The organism is Pedobacter cryoconitis (assembly GCF_014200595.1).
GTDB lineage: Bacteria > Bacteroidota > Bacteroidia > Sphingobacteriales > Sphingobacteriaceae > Pedobacter > Pedobacter cryoconitis_C.
In genome coordinates, this window is the sequence record NZ_JACHCG010000006.1 from 146748 (window position 1) to 163219 (window position 16472).

Annotated in this window: 17 protein-coding genes; 14 read left to right on the top strand and 3 right to left on the bottom strand. The window is 39.7% G+C overall.

The genetic code is table 11. The annotated features are described in order from the left end of the window. Positions 1–2 precede the first annotated feature (2 nt). The 4 genes from HDE70_RS25125 to HDE70_RS25140 all read left to right on the top strand — a co-directional run bounded on the left by HDE70_RS25125 (position 3) and on the right by HDE70_RS25140 (position 4150). A complete protein-coding gene (locus HDE70_RS25125; RefSeq protein ID WP_183892181.1) occupies positions 3–836 on the top strand; it encodes an amidohydrolase family protein in 834 nt (277 codons plus the stop codon). Beyond that, the gene (locus HDE70_RS25130; RefSeq protein ID WP_183892182.1) at positions 829–1722 is read left to right on the top strand and encodes an AraC family transcriptional regulator; all 894 of its coding nucleotides are present in this window, start codon (positions 829–831) and stop codon (positions 1720–1722) included. The genes HDE70_RS25125 and HDE70_RS25130 overlap by 8 nt, the downstream gene beginning before the upstream one ends. 68 nt (positions 1723–1790) lie before the next feature. Beyond that, positions 1791–2441, top strand: coding sequence for an HD domain-containing protein (locus tag HDE70_RS25135; RefSeq protein WP_183892183.1), 651 nt, complete (start codon positions 1791–1793; stop codon positions 2439–2441). A gap of 59 nt (positions 2442–2500) precedes the next feature. Next, on the top strand, positions 2501–4150 hold the full coding sequence (locus tag HDE70_RS25140; RefSeq protein ID WP_183892184.1) for a M28 family metallopeptidase: 1650 nt from the start codon (positions 2501–2503) through the stop codon (positions 4148–4150). A 57-nt stretch (positions 4151–4207) separates the two neighbouring features. Here the strand turns inward: HDE70_RS25140 and HDE70_RS25145 are convergent, their stop codons facing one another. Further along, positions 4208–4867, bottom strand: coding sequence for a metal-dependent transcriptional regulator (locus HDE70_RS25145; RefSeq protein ID WP_183868583.1), 660 nt, complete (start codon positions 4865–4867; stop codon positions 4208–4210). A 220-nt stretch (positions 4868–5087) separates the two neighbouring features. Between HDE70_RS25145 and HDE70_RS25150 the strand changes: the two genes are divergently transcribed. From HDE70_RS25150 to HDE70_RS25195, 10 genes are all read left to right on the top strand, one after another. Then, complete coding sequence (locus tag HDE70_RS25150) at positions 5088–5273, top strand: hypothetical protein (protein WP_183892185.1); 186 nt, start codon at positions 5088–5090, stop codon at positions 5271–5273. A gap of 214 nt (positions 5274–5487) precedes the next feature. Continuing rightward, entirely contained in the window at positions 5488–5685 is a 198-nt protein-coding gene (locus tag HDE70_RS25155) for a hypothetical protein (RefSeq protein WP_183868588.1), read from the top strand. Between the two features lie 204 nt (positions 5686–5889). After that, on the top strand, positions 5890–7521 hold the full coding sequence (locus tag HDE70_RS25160) for a PAS domain-containing sensor histidine kinase (RefSeq protein ID WP_183892186.1): 1632 nt from the start codon (positions 5890–5892) through the stop codon (positions 7519–7521). A 93-nt stretch (positions 7522–7614) separates the two neighbouring features. After that, positions 7615–8205 carry a hypothetical protein gene (locus tag HDE70_RS25165; RefSeq protein ID WP_183892187.1) on the top strand — a complete coding sequence of 197 codons (591 nt, stop codon included), beginning with the start codon at positions 7615–7617 and terminating at the stop codon, positions 8203–8205. Between the two features lie 272 nt (positions 8206–8477). Beyond that, on the top strand, positions 8478–8954 hold the full coding sequence (locus tag HDE70_RS25170; protein ID WP_183892188.1) for a VOC family protein: 477 nt from the start codon (positions 8478–8480) through the stop codon (positions 8952–8954). 3 nt (positions 8955–8957) lie between these two features. After that, the gene (locus HDE70_RS25175) at positions 8958–9680 is read left to right on the top strand and encodes a class I SAM-dependent methyltransferase (protein WP_183892189.1); all 723 of its coding nucleotides are present in this window, start codon (positions 8958–8960) and stop codon (positions 9678–9680) included. A 36-nt stretch (positions 9681–9716) separates the two neighbouring features. Further along, on the top strand, positions 9717–11033 hold the full coding sequence (gene nhaA, locus HDE70_RS25180; RefSeq protein WP_183868595.1) for a Na+/H+ antiporter NhaA: 1317 nt from the start codon (positions 9717–9719) through the stop codon (positions 11031–11033). A gap of 54 nt (positions 11034–11087) precedes the next feature. Continuing rightward, entirely contained in the window at positions 11088–11360 is a 273-nt protein-coding gene (locus HDE70_RS25185; RefSeq protein ID WP_183892190.1) for a hypothetical protein, read from the top strand. Positions 11361–11468: 108 nt separating this feature from the next. After that, positions 11469–12296: a glutaminyl-peptide cyclotransferase gene (locus HDE70_RS25190; RefSeq protein ID WP_183892191.1), complete on the top strand. Its 828-nt coding sequence runs from the start codon at positions 11469–11471 to the stop codon at positions 12294–12296. Between the two features lies 1 nt (position 12297). Beyond that, entirely contained in the window at positions 12298–13533 is a 1236-nt protein-coding gene (locus tag HDE70_RS25195) for an MFS transporter (RefSeq protein WP_183868598.1), read from the top strand. Positions 13534–13555: 22 nt separating this feature from the next. Here the strand turns inward: HDE70_RS25195 and HDE70_RS25200 are convergent, their stop codons facing one another. Continuing rightward, entirely contained in the window at positions 13556–14251 is a 696-nt protein-coding gene (locus tag HDE70_RS25200; RefSeq protein ID WP_183892192.1) for an ABC transporter ATP-binding protein, read from the bottom strand. A gap of 12 nt (positions 14252–14263) precedes the next feature. Further along, entirely contained in the window at positions 14264–16450 is a 2187-nt protein-coding gene (locus HDE70_RS25205; protein ID WP_183892193.1) for a TonB-dependent siderophore receptor, read from the bottom strand. Positions 16451–16472 lie beyond the last annotated feature (22 nt).

Below are 16472 nucleotides of genomic sequence, written 5' to 3' on the forward strand. Positions count from 1 at the left end.
AAATGAAAATTGATGCCCATCAGCATTTCTGGAAATATGACACCCGCAAACATGAATGGATCAGTGATGAAATGGCTGTAATCCGCCGTGATTTCTTACCTGAACATCTTGCTGGTGTACTTGCTGAAAATGATATCAACGGATGTATTGCTGTACAAGCAGATCAGTCGGCTGAAGAAACTGAATTTTTGTTGCAATTGGCAGCCTCGCATGATTTTATTAAAGGGGTAGTAGGCTGGGCAGACTTTCAGGCAACCGGCCTTCAGGCACAACTTGAAAAGTATAGTCAGTTTAAAAAATTGAAGGGGTTCAGGCATATTTTACAGGGGGAAAAACAACGTGACCTTTGCCTGGAGCGATCTTTCCAGGATGGCATTGCTTTATTAGCACCCTATGGATTCACTTATGACATTCTGATTCATCAGGATCAATTGCCATTTATTCCTGAATTTGTAGCTCGTTTTCCAGATCAGCGATTCGTAATTGATCATATCGCAAAGCCGGGCATTAAAGAAAAAGACATCAGGAATTGGAAAAAGGATATAGAATTGGTTGCTTTGCATCCTCATGTTTCCTGTAAAATATCAGGTCTGGTTACAGAAGCGGATCTGAAAACATGGACGAATGCAGACTTTATCCCTTATTTGGATGTAGTCGTGAATGCTTTTGGTACAGAGAGAATTATTTATGGGTCAGATTGGCCGGTATGTTTGGCCGCAGGAAATTATAAGGCTGTACTGGAATTGGTGAAATCGTATTTTAGTTCTTTTTCTGCCTCAGAACAGCAACTTTTTTTTGGAGGAAATGCGGTTGCGTTTTACCAGTTAAATGGATAAAATTTATTTCAGAGGGACAGAGATGATAAATTCGACCGTAATTACAAAAGATATTGATACTTCTTTAGCTGATTCTTTTTCGACTGCTTATTTATCAGCGGAATCTTTTGAACTGCATCAGGATTACAGGATCAGTTTTAATCAGTTCCTTTTTTTTAAAAAGGGAAAAGGTAAAATAGAGATCGACGGAGAACGTTATGCCTTAGCTGCAAACACTTTGATACTGCTGGCTAAAAATCAAGTTTATTCTTTTCAGGCTAACCAGGGTTTAGAAGCCTGTAGTCTTTGTTTTGGTGATTGTTTCTGGGAAAAAACGCCAGCCAGTGCAAATAACTGCAAGGCTACTTTATTCAATGATTCGCCGGCGCATCAATCTTTACAGCTGCAGAAAGAAGATGCAGCAGATCTTTCGGGATTATTTAATGCTATCCTGGTTGAATTTGAATCATCAGATTATACAAATAAAGGGGATGTTCTTGCTGCTTTTCTGAAAATACTGATGATCAAGGTGGCTAATCTTCATGCACTGCTGGCTAAGATTACCGATCAGAACGATCATAAGATTTACCAGCATTTTATAGACTTGCTGGCTACGCATTACCAGGTATCACATGATGTAGCTTTCTTTGCAGAGAAGCTCCATATTTCTAACAGAAAGCTGACTTCGTTATGCAGGAAACATGCTGATAAAGGGGCAAAGGAAATTATCCAGCTTCACCTGGTGGTAGAAGCAAAGCGTTTTTTGCAATTCAGCTCCAGCTCAATTAAGGAAATAGCCGCGCTGCTGAATTTCTCCAATCCTTACCAGTTTAGCCACTTTTTTAAGAAAAACACTTCTTTTCCACCGGAAAAGTACCGGAAACAAGTAACCGGTTTTGGCATGTGATCTACGGTTTCTGACATTTTATCAAGCTTCCGGCACCCTTAATTTTGGGGGTATAAAAAATTGAAATTATGTCAGTTACTACACCGAAATCTGTTGCAGGAATTGTGATTCCCGACAGTAAAATTGCCACTCAGGCCACCGAATTACTTCGTGAATATGGCACTGAATTTATCTATAACCATTCCTTAAGAGTTTTTCTTTTTTCTGCTTTAAAGGGCAATAGAGAAGGATTTGTCTATGATCCTGAGTTATTATATGTCAGCTCTGTTTTTCATGATCTGGGTTTGACTAAAAAATATTCCAGTGCAGACAAGCGTTTTGAGGTAGATGGTGCGAATGCAGCGCGTGATTTTCTGAAAGGTCATGGTTTGCCCAAAGATGCTTTACAATTGGTATGGGATACGATTGCTTTTCATACCACGATTGGCATTGCAGAATATAAAGAGCCAGAAGTTGCTTTAATGTATTCCGGTGTCGGTTTGGATGTGATGGGTGAGGGCTATGAACAATTAAGTGCAGCCAACAGAGAGGAAATTATTTCTGTCTTTCCAAGAACAGATTTTAAAAAGAAAATCATCCCGGCTTTCTTCTCAGGTTTTGAACATAAAACAGAAACAACTTTTGGTAATATTAAAGCAGATGTATGTGCATATATGATTCCCAATTTCCAGCGGAAGAACTTTTGTGATTGTATTTTATGCTCACCCTGGTCTGAATAATAAAGGGTGGCTTGCCGCAATTTTGATTATTTGTAATAAATTGAGCAAAATTTGTCAGCATGAAGAAAACTATCCTTTATTTAGCCGTTGCCGGTTCCTGTTTTGCCGCCTGTAAGCCAGGTGAAAAGAGCGAAACAGCAACCTCTCCGGATTCTGTAGCCATTAAGATGATTAATGATTCCAGTTTTGCCAGTCATATCCGTGTTTTAGCCTCAGATGAGTTTCAAGGCCGTAAACCGTTCACTATTGGAGAAACCAAATCTATTAATTACCTGAAAGAACAATTCAGTTTGCTTGGACTTAAACCCGGTAATGGAGATAGCTATTTTCAGGAAGTACCGATGATCGAGATTAAATCTGCTCCTGAAAGTAAAATGGTATTCAAAGGGGCTACGGGTGAAGTGACAGCAGACTATTTAACTGGTTTTGTTGCGGCGACTAAAAGGGTACAGCCGGAAGTGAAGCTAACGAATTCAAGTCTTGTATTTGCAGGTTATGGAATTGTTGCTCCTGAATATAAATGGAACGATTATGCCGGACTGGATGTGAAAGGAAAAACCGTAGTGGTTATGATCAATGATCCGGGGTTTGCCGATTCAACACAGTTCAGAGGGAAGAACATGACCTATTATGGTCGCTGGACTTACAAGTTTGAAGAAGCTGCCCGTCAGGGAGCAGCTGGTATATTGATAATCCATGATACAGAACCAGCGGCTTATCCGTGGTCTGTAGTCCGCAGTGGGTGGTCAAAATCCAAGTTGCAAGCGGAAGAAAAAGATAACAATATGTCGAGAGCTATCGTAGAAGGATGGATCAGTATGGACGTTGCCAAATCTTTATTGAAGCTTGGTGGTCAGTCTGAAGCTATTTTTAAAGCCGCCGGTAAACCAGGTTTCAAAGCAGTAGACTTGAAATTGAATACTTCCCTGACGATCAGGAATACGATTAAAAAATCAATATCAAATAATGTTGTAGCGATCATTCCCGGCACTAAAAGACCAAAAGAAAATATCATTTATTCTGCCCACTGGGATCATTTAGGGATTGGTGAGAAAGTAAATGGGGATTCTATTTATAATGGAGCAGTTGACAATGCAACAGGTGTAGCAGCGCTGCTGGAAATTGCGTCTGCTTTTCAAAAGTCACCACAAAAACCAGAGCGTTCTATCGTATTTGTCTCTTTCACCGGAGAAGAACAGGGGTTAATCGGTTCAGAATATTACGCTAAACACCCGGTTTATCCGGTTAGCCAGACGGTTGCTGATATCAATATGGATATGATGGGGATTGCCGGGAAAACAAAGGATATTGTTGTTTATGGGTATGGCCAGTCAGACTTAGAAGATTATGCAGAAGTTTCGGCAAAGAAACAAGGCAGGGTGATTGTAAAGGATCCTGTTCCTTCATCTGGCCTGTATTACCGTTCTGACCATTTTAACTTCGCTAAGGTGGGTATTCCGTCGTTATTTACAGGTTCAGGAGTAGATAACATCCAGCATGGAAGAGCATGGGGTTTAAAACAAGTGGCTGATTATACGAAATCACGGTACCATGCACCAGCTGATAATTTTGATGCCATCACTGACCATAGCGGCATGGTGGAAGATGCACGTTTATTATTTGATATGGGCTACCGCTTAAGTCATGAAACCACTTATCCTAAATGGAAAGAAGGTTCTGAATTCAAAGCGATCAGAGAGAAAAAGTAAGCTTAAACTGACCAGCAGGCTCAAAAAATGAGTATGCTGGTCAATTTATCATTTTAATTAATCAATAATCAGCAGGATATTATCAGTCATTTTGCTGGACACTGTTTTTGGAGCACTGCCATCAATAGCAATCACCATAGACTGATCAAAATCTAATTTATCCAGCACTTCTATTTTTGAGCCCAACCCTAAGTTAAGTTGTTTCAGATATTTTAAAAAGGGAGTGGAAGTATCTCTTACGCTACCTACTTTGCCCACCTGGTTAATCTCCAGTTCGCTCAGCCGCTTATTTGCATAAACTGGCATTTGACCATTGGAAGCAGGAATAGGATCTCCATGCGGATCAAAGGCAGGATTTCCTAAAAAGTCATCCAGTTTTTTTGCCAGCTGCTCATCGTGGATATGTTCCAGCTGTTCGGCAATATGATGAACCTCGTGCCAATCATAACTTAGTTTTTCTACTAAGAAGACTTCCCATAATCTATGTTTACGAATAATATCCAGCGCAGCAGTTTCTCCGGTAACAGTTAGAATTGCACCCTGAGTTTTATCATAGGTAATTAATTCTTTCTCCTTTAATTTCCGCAGCATATCAATTACTGAAGCAGGATTGTTTTCCAGCGCATCAGCTATGGCCTTCAGACTGACCTTGTTTTCACTTTTACTGATGTGATAAATCGTTTTCAGATAGTTTTCCTCAGAATAGGTTTTCTTCATTTTATAGCTTCTCCGGCACAAAAGTAAATAAATATTACTTACTCTATTGAATTAGATGAAACTAATTACTTATATTTGTGTTGCCGTATTTAATGATTTAAATAGGTCTAAATGGTGAAAGACGAAGCGACTGGTATGCGATTTCAGGAGTGGCTGCGTTAAATACACAGGTGATGTCTAATTCACCGTTTAATTAATTGATAGTATTTACTTACAAATTATGGAAGTAGCAATTACCGTACTCGAAAATGAAATCAGAAATAAGTCAACGTTTCTGAAAAAAGACGACCTGATGAGAAAAGATCTGAAACAAGCCACTATAGTGATGAAAGATATTTCCAAGCTTAAAACGGCAGTTAAATTATTAAAAGATCACCATCAGAGAAAAGAAAGAATACACTTGTAAGGAGTGTTTAAAATCATAGGATTTGTTCGTTTTAGCGCGTAATCCTCAAGTTTTTTCAAAGTTAGGTTTAAGTTGATAGTGGCCTCGGTGTGGTTCCCGGGGCCATATCTTTTTATTTTAATTATTTTTGACTTATTTAATTCATCTTTAGGTGTTTGGTTAATAATTATTCTATATTTATATTTAAATTCCCCAGCCAAATTATTATTAACCCATGCAACCTCAACCCACTCAAAACTCTGAGGAGTTATTACAAAATCAGGATGAATACAGCTACGTCCCTTTTGATGGTTTTGTAAATGTAAATGATATAGTTACCAGAAGAAGACAGCTGAGAAATGCTGAGTTCAATGTTCCTGAACAAACCTGGGAAATAAATATAAATATGGAACATCCGTCGGCGACGTTATAAAGGATCAGTTATTCACGATCAATTCATCAATTCTTTGGGTAAATTAATATTTTACTTATATTCAAAGTATCTATTATATCATTTGATATACTGCTGATGAAACTATTCACTGCCTATGTAACTGCCAGAAGGTGCCTTTACCTTCTTTTGCTAATTCTTTTATTAGTTATTTTTTCGGGTGTATTTAACTTTCTGTCCCGGCAGATGACTTTAATTCTGCATCTGATTTCACTGCTTACAGTACTGATGTTATTTGTAGTTTCCTTCGCTCAGGATAAAAAGAAGAAAAAAGGAAAGTCTAAAAAGGAAGACAAAATTACAAAACAGCCCTTAATTGAACAGTCAGCCAGCAATGTCTCTGAAAATGAAACGGGCTTTATAACTATTGCAGATCAGATTCCGTTTATGGTTTGGCGTTCAGATCCCGATGGAAGATGTATTTACGTCAATAAAAAGTGGATACAATTTACGGGGATGAGTTATAAGGATAGCCTGGGTTTTGGATTTGCGAAACCAATGGCTATTCCGGAAAACGAGCACAGAAGGCAAGAATGGTGGAAGATGATCAAAGGGCATCAACCCTATGAGATAAAATTCCGGATCAAAAATGTATCCGGAGAATTGCGCTGGGTAATGGCCAGAGCAAACGCTTACCATACTGATACTGTGTTTATGGGATACATAGGCAGTATCATCGACATTACAGATCAGGAAAACTCTACTATAGCCATTCAGGAGTTATCAGACCGTAAGGATGAGTTCCTGAGTATTGCCAGCCATGAATTGAAAACCCCACTGACAAGTATTAAGGCCCTTTTTCAATTGATAGGGAGAAGCATATCCCCTGAAGATAAAATCTATAATTTCCTGGACAGAGCCAATAGTAACATTCTAAGGCTGGAAACACTGATCGCAAATTTACTGGATGTATCAAAAATCAATGCTGGAAAGTTAAATTATGATTATACAGAGTTTGCCTTTGAGCAGATGCTGGAAGAAGCCGTACTCAGTATGGAAAATATTGCGCCGAAGCATCACTTTATCCTGCGCAAATCGGATGCTGTAAACTTTACTGGTGACCGGTTCAGACTGGAGCAGGTGATTTATAATTTTCTATCCAATGCCGTTAAGTATTCACCCGAAGGAAAAGAGATTATCGTAACCTCAGAGGTCAACAATGGAAATATCATCGTTTCTGTACAGGATTTCGGGATCGGAATAAAACGGGAGAACCTGGCTAAGATTTTTGACAGGTATTACCGGGTAGATAATACCATCATGAAGTTTGACGGACTGGGATTAGGGCTGTTCATTTCTTCGGAAATTATTAAACGGCATAATGGCAGTTTCTGGATTGAAAGCGAATTAGGGGAGGGGGCAACCTTTTACTTTATCCTGCCGCTTACTGAACAGCATCTGCATGCAGAAGTCCATACTGATGAATTTAGCTACTATCAGGATGAAACTATTGACGTACAAATCAATGAGGAAGCAAACAGGCTGGATGTAAACTGGACAGGTTATCAAAATTTCAAAAGTGTACAGGATGGCTGCCTGATTATGCTGGATCTGGTAAAAAAGAATCAGGTTGCTAAAATATTAAATGATAATACTGAGGTGCGGGGAAACTGGTCGGAAGCATCAGACTGGGTTTCTACGGAATGTTTACCTGCACTGGCAGAAGCCGGAGTACGTTATCTGGCCTGGATTTATTCGCCAAGCAGTTTTAGCCAGCTTGCCGCCGAAAAAAGTGCTGCCCCTTTGAAAAGTATGATCAACATCCAGTTTTTTAAAGAGAAAACAGCTGCTATAGAATGGCTTAACTCTTTGTCCTGAGTATCAGTAAATTTCAGTTCTTAACATTTTTTTGTGGAATACATAGGCAATTTCTTACATTGTATATAAATCAATTTATTAAATAAGAATCTTATGAAAAAATTACTTTCGTTAGTGGCCATATTAAGTTTCTGGGTAAGCTTAACAATGGCGCAAACCGCTGCACCTGCAACAGTTAAGGTTAAAAAAGACGGTACGCCAGATAAGCGTTATACACCGGCAAAATCGACTACAACAACGACTAAATTAAAGAAAGATGGTACGCCTGACAAGCGTTATACGACGACTACAACTACCAAAGTATCCCCTCCTGATAAAACAGTACAAAAGGAAAAAGCAAGCAAAGTAACTAAAGTTACCACCACCACAAAACCAGTAACGGCGGCACCTGCTGCTACGGCTGCCCCTGGAACGGTCAGACTTAAAAAAGATGGTACGCCAGATAAACGCTACACCAATTCGGCTGCACCAGCGGCCGCTCCTGTGCAAGAGACAAAAACGACGGTCACTAAAGCAACCAAAGCGCCTAAAGCTGCTGTTGCACCAGTTGCAAAAGACTACAAACCGACTGTTGACAGAACTATTTCGGGGCCAAATGGAGAAGAAATCCTTACCGGGCCACGTGGTGGAAAATATTATATCAATAAAAATGGGAATAAAACCTATGTAAAAAGAGAAGGATAATACAATACTTTAAGTTAAATAACTCTTAAATTTCAGTGCAAAAACAATTTACTAAAGGAGAATAAAACACCTTTATATCTTTTATATTAAATATAGTTAGCTGAAATTTAATGAATTAACATTTTTATTTGTTGTTTAATTCTAAAGATATTTTATATTTGTACTGTCCTTATGACACCACCAGTTCATATGAATTGATGACACGGGGCCGGGTAGACTGAACAATGCCCGGCCTTTCTTATTTCAACCCCCCTTTTTAATTACTACTCCATATGAAACCTCATGCTTTTTTGCTTGCACTCTGCTTATTTGCGGGCGCTGTAAGTCAGTCATTTGCGCAGACATCCGCGGGAAAGGAAGCCGCAGTACTCAATCACATTGCTGTTTATGTAACTGATCTTGCAAAAAGTACAGCATTTTATGAAAAACTATTCCACCTTCAACAAATTCAGGAACCCTTCAAAGACGGTAAACATATCTGGTTTACACTAGGAGCTGCCGGACAAATGCATTTGATTCTGGGCGCAAAACAAACCACTGTTCATGATAAAAATGAACACTTATGTTTTAGCGTAAATTCAATCCCGGATTTTATAAGGGAACTGGATCAGGAGAAAGTTGACTATGCCAATTGGCCTGGTACAGCTAAAGAGCCGACCATCAGGGTAGATGGCGTGAAGCAAATCTATTTTCAGGATCCTGACGGACACTGGCTTGAAGTAAATGATGATGTAAAGGACAAAAAATAAAAAATGAAAACAGACTATACCAACAGGGCAACGACAGCAGAGATCAGAACAAGATTTGATAATGATGTAGAAAGGTTTTCTAACCTGGATACCGGACAGCTGACTACGATAGATGCTCCATTAACCATGGATCTTTGTACATCGGCAGCACAGTATATCAATCCGGCAGCAACTGAATTGCTTGATATAGGTTGTGGTGCAGGTAATTACACGTTAAAGATGCTGAGTAAAACAGCTAATCTGAATTGTACCCTGAATGATTTGAGTTTACCGATGCTGGAAAGGGCAAAAGAAAGAGTAATGGCTCAGACCACCGGTACAGTGGCGACTATACAAGCCGATATGCGTCAGCTTGAATTACCAAATTCACACTTTGATATTATTCTTGCTTCAGCAGTTTTTCATCATCTTCGCGATGATGCAGATTGGGAATTGGTTTTTAGCAAGATGTATAAGAGTTTGAAACCTGGCGGAAGTATATGGATTTCAGATCTGATTGCACATGATTCTCCGGCAATTACCCAGCTTTTTAAAGATCATTACGGTGCTTATCTGGAAACACTGGGTGGAGTGGAATACCGTGAAAAAGTATTTGATTATATTGCTTATGAAGATACACCGCGTTCGGTTAATTACCAGGTAGATTTACTCCTTAAAGTGGGGTTCAAAAACATAGAAATACTGCATAAAAACTCATGTTTTGCCGCATTTGGTGGTGTAAAATAGGATAATTAACCTTATTTTTGAGTTGATCAGACAACTATGGAATTAATACCAAAATCACCCTTTGAAAAAATTATTGCCCCGGTAAGCAAATTCATTCACCTTGAATATACTGGCGGAATAGTCCTGTTTTTAAGTGTGATTATTGCCATTGTATGGGCCAACTCACCATTTCATGAGTCATACCATCATTTGTGGGATATTAAATTCTCCATTGGTTTTGATAGCTATGTATTGAACAAGCCACTTCATATCTGGATTAATGATGGGCTGATGGCTTTGTTTTTCTTTGTGATTGGATTAGAGCTGAAAAGAGAGTTCATGGAAGGCGAATTGTCTACCTTGAAAAAGGCTTCTTTACCGATGATGGCCGCTTTAGGCGGAATGCTGATTCCGGCTGCTATTTTTTTTGTGATTAATAAAGGATTAGCTTCTGAACACGGCTGGGGTATTCCAATGGCAACTGATATTGCTTTTGCGCTGGCACTGCTTTCTATGGCTGGAAAACATATTCCCGGCTCAGTGAAGGTATTTCTTTCTGCACTGGCAGTTGCGGATGACCTGGGTGCGGTTTTAGTCATTGCATTTTTTTACACCAGTAATCTGAACTTCGTTCCGCTGGGGATAGCGGCAATTTTTCTGCTGATATTAATTGCAGGTAATAAATTAGGGATCAGAAGTACAGCTTTTTACCTTTTAATAGGAATTGCAGTTTGGATTGGATTTTTGCTTTCAGGGGTTCATGCTACAATAGCAGGGGTTTTAGTTGCATTTACTATTCCTGCGGTGACTAAGATTAATGAAAATAGCTTTTCTGAAAACCTGAGAAAGTTATCCGCAGATTTTGAAAATGAAATTCCTAATAGTGGTTTATTGACCACTTCAGAACAACATAGAACTATCGAACAAGTCAAAAGTCTGACCCTGGCAGCAGAAACCCCATTGCAGAAAATTGAGTATGCTTTGCATCCCTGGGTTGCTTTTGTGATTATGCCGCTTTTTGCGCTTGCCAATGCAGGTATAATTATAGGAGCAGACTTCTTCTCTGCTTTGGTAAATCCGGTGAGCATAGGGGTTATATCAGGCTTAATCATTGGTAAATTTGCCGGTGTGCTTTTATTCACGTGGCTGATGGTGAAAACCGGACTGGCACAATTGCCGGATCAGGCAAACTGGAAACATATTACGGGAGTTGCGCTGCTGGCCGGTGTAGGTTTCACGATGTCCTTATTTATCAGTAACCTGGCATTCGAACAACCGGAATTCATTGACCAAGCTAAATATGGTATCCTGATTGCTTCTTTAATTGCAGGTATATTAGGGATCACGCTGCTTAAGAGTTTTAAAAAAGCTTAACCAGCCTGTAGTTTCAATCAGATCACAATAATTTTACTTGTAAAATATGCTGAATTGAAACAAGCTGATCACTATTTTGTTTTATCACTAAAACCAGAACATATGATTATCACAGAAAATAATACACCGTATAGTAACGAAGAAGAGGAAGATGACCAATTAAGTCAGCAAGACGTACAATCTGATGGAATAGATGCTATTCCTCCATCCGAAGCAGATACGCTGGCTACCGAAATTGACAATTTAAAACAAGCAGATAAATCCTCAGAAGCTTCCTACACTTTAGATGTGGATCGCGGATTTGCTCCTAAAAAAGAAGAAGAATAAGGTTTTTCACCTTCATAAAATCAGGCTGCCTCTAAACAGGCGGCCTTTTATTGTTAAGAATATTTATATATTTCCTGCGGATTTCAAACCGCAGCAACAAACAATTTCATGTATAACAAATATAAAGTGCTGGCTCTCGGGCTGGCTATTACCGTTGCTTCCTGTCAAAATAAGAACAAGGAAACAAAAACCGCAGCTACTTCAGCAGATTCCATCGCTACTCAGGCTCCTAAAAGCCTGACTTACAAAGTTGTGGGTACCTTACCACATGATACCGCTGCCTACACTGAGGGGTTTGAACTCCACAATGGAAAAATCTACGAAGGAACCGGAACCTATGAGAATTCATTTGTTTCCGTATCAGATACGAGTTCCGGCAAGCTGGAGAAAAAATTTCCACTGAAAGACAAGAGTATTTATGGTGAAGGGATCTCCATACTCGGCAATCAGCTTTTTCAGCTGACCTACCAAAACCATGTTGCCTATGTTTATGACCTGAAAGATCTGACCAAACCAACAGGAACCTTCAAGTGGCCGCAAGAAGGCTGGGGAATGACTAATGATGGTAAAAATCTTTATGTGAGTGTAGGGAGTTCTATTATCTATAAACTTGACCCAAAAAGCTTTGCTATTGTAGGGCAAATACAAGTCACTGATAATTTAGGCACAGTAGATCAGCTGAATGAACTGGAATATGTGGATGGATTTCTTTACATCAATCAATGGCAGACGACGAAAATATTAAAGGTGAATGTTTCCAGCGGAAAGGTAGTTGGGACAATTGATTGTTTCGGTCTGTTGTCAAATTATGCACCCAATTATACCCCAAAGTCTGAAGATAGTGTGCTGAATGGTATTGCCTGGGATAAAACGCATCAATTATTGTACGTAACCGGTAAAAACTGGCCGCTAATCTTCAAGCTGCATTTAGATTAACATGCAGATCAGTACATTCAATGCCTTTAAAAGCCGTAATTACAGGCTGTATTTCAGTGGTCAGTCTATTTCACTGATTGGTACCTGGATGCAGAAAACTGCGGTAAGCTGGGTAGTGTATTCAGAAACGCATTCCAAGTTCATGCTTGGGCTCACGCTGTTCGCGAGTATGTTTCCGTCTTTTATTTTTTCTTTCCTTGGCGGAGTTGCATCCGATCGGTATAACCGGTATAAGCTATTGTTGATTACCCAGTTTGCTTCTATGGGGCAGGCTATTTTAATGACTTTACTGATTTTCTTCAGACACTATTCAGTCTGGGAAATTATTGCTTTAAGTGCTTTACTCGGTCTGATCAACGCTTTTGATGTACCGGCAAGGCAATCCTTAGTTTATGAAATGGTAGATGATAAAGCTGATTTGCCTAATGCACTCGCTTTAAATTCTTCTATGGTCAACCTGTCCAGGCTTATCGGCCCGGGGATTGCCGGCATAGCGCTGGAAAAGTTTGGAGAGGATATTTGTTTCGGTCTGAATGCCGTGAGTTTTATTGCGGTAATCGGTTCTTTGCTGCTGATGAAACTTCCCAAATACTTGGAGAAGCCAAGAACTAAAAATGTGTTTGGAGAACTTAAAGAAGGATTCCAGTATATTAAACAAACACCCTCTATTGCATTTGTGCTGATTATGCTGGCGCTGATCAGTTTGCTGGTTTTACCCTTCAGTACGCTAATTCCTGTTTACGCGAAGGATATTTTCAAAGGAACGGCCTCAACCTTCGGTGTGATTGATAGTGTAATTGGTCTGGGTGCATTTTGCGGCGCAATTTTCCTGGCCTCTTTAAAACCCGGCAGGAACCTGAGAAAGATTCTGGCAACCAATACGCTTATATTCGGAGCCGGACTGGTCTTGTTTTCACATACGACCTATTATCCCATTGCCTTAGTTTTTGCGACTATATCCGGTTTCGGAATGATGTCACAGATTACCATTAGTAATACTTTAATTCAAACCACAGTAGATCCGGCAATGCGCGGAAGAGTGATCAGCTTTTATGCGATGGCCTTTTTCGGGATGCAGCCTTTGGGTGGATTATTGATCGGAACACTGTCCCAATGGATTGGTACGCCAGATACGGTTATGGCCCAGGGAATTATCACCTTGATTATCGGGTTTTCTCTATTCCGCTTTTTACGTAAGGATGAAGCTAAAAAATTAAAAGCTGAGCAGGAGGTTTAACCCTCCCGCCCAGTTGAGCAAATCAGATCGTTTCCAGGTACAATTGTTGTAAATCATGTGCAGAAATGTCATTGGCATTCAGCGTATGGATGAGTGATCCCTGGCGCATAATCCCAATCCTTGTACCCACGTTTACAGCATTAAAAATGTCATGTGTAGCCATAAAAATGGTTCTTCCATCCTTAGAAAGCTGTTTGACAATTTCGCTGAATTCATGCGTTGCTTTTGGATCAAGCCCGCTTGTTGGCTCATCCATTAAAATAACTTCTGCATTTTTGGCCACAGCAATAGCAATTCCTACTTTCTGGCGCATACCCTTGCTATAATTTCCAACTCTTTTGTGAAAAGCTTCCGGTTGCAAACCTGCCTGTAACAAATACTTTTCGAGTTCCTCTTTTTTATAGTTGAACCCGGCGATGCGGCTAAAAAAACCAAGGTTCTCTAAGCTGGTCAGGTTTGCATATAACATGACTACTTCCGGAATATAGGCCAGGAATTTATTCGTTTCCGGTTGGTCCGGACTAACCAAAACCCCGTTGACCAGTGCTTTTCCGGAAGAAACTCCTGTAAAACCCAGGAACAAATTAATTGTCGTGGTTTTACCAGCTCCATTCTGGCCGAGTAAACAAAACACTTCTCCCGGTTCAACTTTCAAATTCAGGCTGTTAAGTGCTACCTGATCCCCGTATTTTTTAGTCAGTTCTATGGCTTGTAACATACTGTTTATGGTTTAAAACTTAATTCCTACAGATACTTTTACATTAAACGGATCACCGTCGATATAATAGAAATTACGGCCATCGTATGGATAACCAGTAATCAAATCTCCGGATGACATGTAACGTTTGCCGGTCAGGTTATCTGCGATTAAACGAAAGAAATATTTATCCTGCACGTAACTTAAACCTGCATCATATTTGGTGAAATCGGGTATGTACTGATTTTTCTCTGAGGTACTGCGTCTGATCATCGTGGTCTGGCCTAAACTCAGGTTCAGACTCGCTTTGTTTTTCAGTGGAAAACTGTACTGTATCCAGGTATTAAAGATCTGCTGCGGGGTTTGTGGAAGTTCTTTACCCACTAACTCCGGATCTTCATCTTTAGTGATGGTAGACTTTACATAGGTATAGTTTGTCGAGATGGAAAGCTGATCGGTAATATTTCCAATCACGTCCACCTCAATTCCATTACTGGTTACCTGGCCGGCCGGGGTGACGAATCCTGCATTGATCAGATCCGTTACCGGGACATTCGATTTTAAGGTATGAAACCCATTCAGGGTTGTGTATAAACGGGAGTTGAACCAATTTCTTTTTATACCAAGTTCCATGTCCTTACCTTTTTGAGGATCAATAGCTGCTGTTCCTGTTATTTCTTTACTTACAGGATCAACAATAGCCCTCTGGTAACTTTGAGGGACAAAAGACTGGTCATATAAGAAGAAAATTGATGTAGCAGGATTAACCAGGTAAGTTAGTGCAGCACGTGGAGAAAGTGCTTTTTGATTGTAATTGTTGGTTTTAACAACACCTTTGGCATTCGTCGTTTCTTTTTCGTTCGTATACCAGGTATATCTCGCACCAAGGGTCAGTAAAAGTTTTTCCTGCAACTGGATATTGTCATAAACGAAAGCTGATTTTATAAAAGTATTGTTGTTCGTCCTGTTGATCCTGGTTATTAGTTTAACTATTTCCGGTCTGGCCGTATTTACTGTTCCAAATTTATTATAATCTGATTCTATCTTTCCGTTATTCAATGATAAAGAGTCCCTGCTGTTTGTATAATCTGCACCAAATAATAATTGATGTTTGATACTTCCTGTTTTGAGCTGACCATTTGCAAATAACTGACTGGAGAAGGTTTTTCCCGCACCCATGGAAAGGCTTGCTCTGCGTTTTGTATTTCCATCGGCATCAAAATTCACCATACTTCCTTTGGAGGTCATATTCCAGTTTTTATAAGGCGATGATAAATAAGAAGATTGTAAAGTGACCTGCCAGTTATCACTGAATTTATGCACGGCATAGAGTCTTGCGGTCTCATTTTGTGTATAACTTGTGGGCAAACTACGCTCTGAACTGTAATTTGTGCTGATCGGGCCTTTTAAGATGTCTTGTTCACTGCGTACTTTCACAATTGCTGAACCATTCTGGACTTCACCTCTGATAAAGTCATATTCTGCCAGTACATAAGTATCAGGACTAAAATTATACTGTAATACCGGAGCAACGACGTATTTATTGGTACGGATATCATTCAGGTAAGAGTCCTTGTGCTGATAAGCCGTATTGAAACGATAAGAGAATCCTTTTTTCCGGACTTCGGAACCAATATCTGCGGCTATCCTGTATAAATTGAAACTCCCCGCAGTTTGTACGATATTTAAAAGTTTATGGCCGGGGGTTTTAGTAAGGATATTAATTGATCCACCCGGCTCACCCACAGAATTCAAAAAGCCGGCCGGGCCTTTAACAAATTCTACGTTCTCTATCAGCGCTTCATCATCAATAGAAGCGCCATAACTAAAACGGCGTGACATCCCATTTAAGGTAGTATATGCTGCGAAACCACGAATTTGTGCGACGGCAGAGTTATCAAACGGGGTGCTGTTATAACCGAAATAAACACCGCTGGCATTACGTGCAGCATCTTTAAGTTCTAATGCGCCTTGTTGTTGCAATAACCCCGTTGATACGCTGATGATATTCTGGGGGATCTGAATTAAGGGTTGTTGAAGTTTTAAGCTATTGGAAAGGGTATCGGTTTTAATCCTGACCTTTTTTTTACTGGTCACATTAATCTGGTTGAGTTTATTGATATGGCTCGTGGTATCGGTTAACTTTTTGGGTTGTTGGGCATGAATAAAATTGGGCAGAGCGCTCAAACTGAGGATAAGTAAGTAAAAGGTTTTTTTCATTTGGTGTGGCAATTAGTGGAGT

What these genes read in the sequence shown, in the direction of transcription:
- HDE70_RS25125 (WP_183892181.1), top strand. Translation starts at nt 3, where the DNA reads ATGAAAATTGATGCCCATCAGCATTTCTGGAAATATGACACCCGCAAA.
- HDE70_RS25130 (WP_183892182.1), top strand. Translation starts at nt 829, where the DNA reads ATGGATAAAATTTATTTCAGAGGGACAGAGATGATAAATTCGACCGTA.
- HDE70_RS25135 (WP_183892183.1), top strand. Translation starts at nt 1,791, where the DNA reads ATGTCAGTTACTACACCGAAATCTGTTGCAGGAATTGTGATTCCCGAC.
- HDE70_RS25140 (WP_183892184.1), top strand. Translation starts at nt 2,501, where the DNA reads ATGAAGAAAACTATCCTTTATTTAGCCGTTGCCGGTTCCTGTTTTGCC.
- HDE70_RS25145 (WP_183868583.1), bottom strand. Translation starts at nt 4,867, where the DNA reads ATGAAGAAAACCTATTCTGAGGAAAACTATCTGAAAACGATTTATCAC.
- HDE70_RS25150 (WP_183892185.1), top strand. Translation starts at nt 5,088, where the DNA reads ATGGAAGTAGCAATTACCGTACTCGAAAATGAAATCAGAAATAAGTCA.
- HDE70_RS25155 (WP_183868588.1), top strand. Translation starts at nt 5,488, where the DNA reads ATGCAACCTCAACCCACTCAAAACTCTGAGGAGTTATTACAAAATCAG.
- HDE70_RS25160 (WP_183892186.1), top strand. Translation starts at nt 5,890, where the DNA reads ATGACTTTAATTCTGCATCTGATTTCACTGCTTACAGTACTGATGTTA.
- HDE70_RS25165 (WP_183892187.1), top strand. Translation starts at nt 7,615, where the DNA reads ATGAAAAAATTACTTTCGTTAGTGGCCATATTAAGTTTCTGGGTAAGC.
- HDE70_RS25170 (WP_183892188.1), top strand. Translation starts at nt 8,478, where the DNA reads ATGAAACCTCATGCTTTTTTGCTTGCACTCTGCTTATTTGCGGGCGCT.
- HDE70_RS25175 (WP_183892189.1), top strand. Translation starts at nt 8,958, where the DNA reads ATGAAAACAGACTATACCAACAGGGCAACGACAGCAGAGATCAGAACA.
- nhaA (WP_183868595.1), top strand. Translation starts at nt 9,717, where the DNA reads ATGGAATTAATACCAAAATCACCCTTTGAAAAAATTATTGCCCCGGTA.
- HDE70_RS25190 (WP_183892191.1), top strand. Translation starts at nt 11,469, where the DNA reads ATGTATAACAAATATAAAGTGCTGGCTCTCGGGCTGGCTATTACCGTT.
- HDE70_RS25195 (WP_183868598.1), top strand. Translation starts at nt 12,298, where the DNA reads ATGCAGATCAGTACATTCAATGCCTTTAAAAGCCGTAATTACAGGCTG.
- HDE70_RS25200 (WP_183892192.1), bottom strand. Translation starts at nt 14,251, where the DNA reads ATGTTACAAGCCATAGAACTGACTAAAAAATACGGGGATCAGGTAGCA.
- HDE70_RS25205 (WP_183892193.1), bottom strand. Translation starts at nt 16,450, where the DNA reads ATGAAAAAAACCTTTTACTTACTTATCCTCAGTTTGAGCGCTCTGCCC.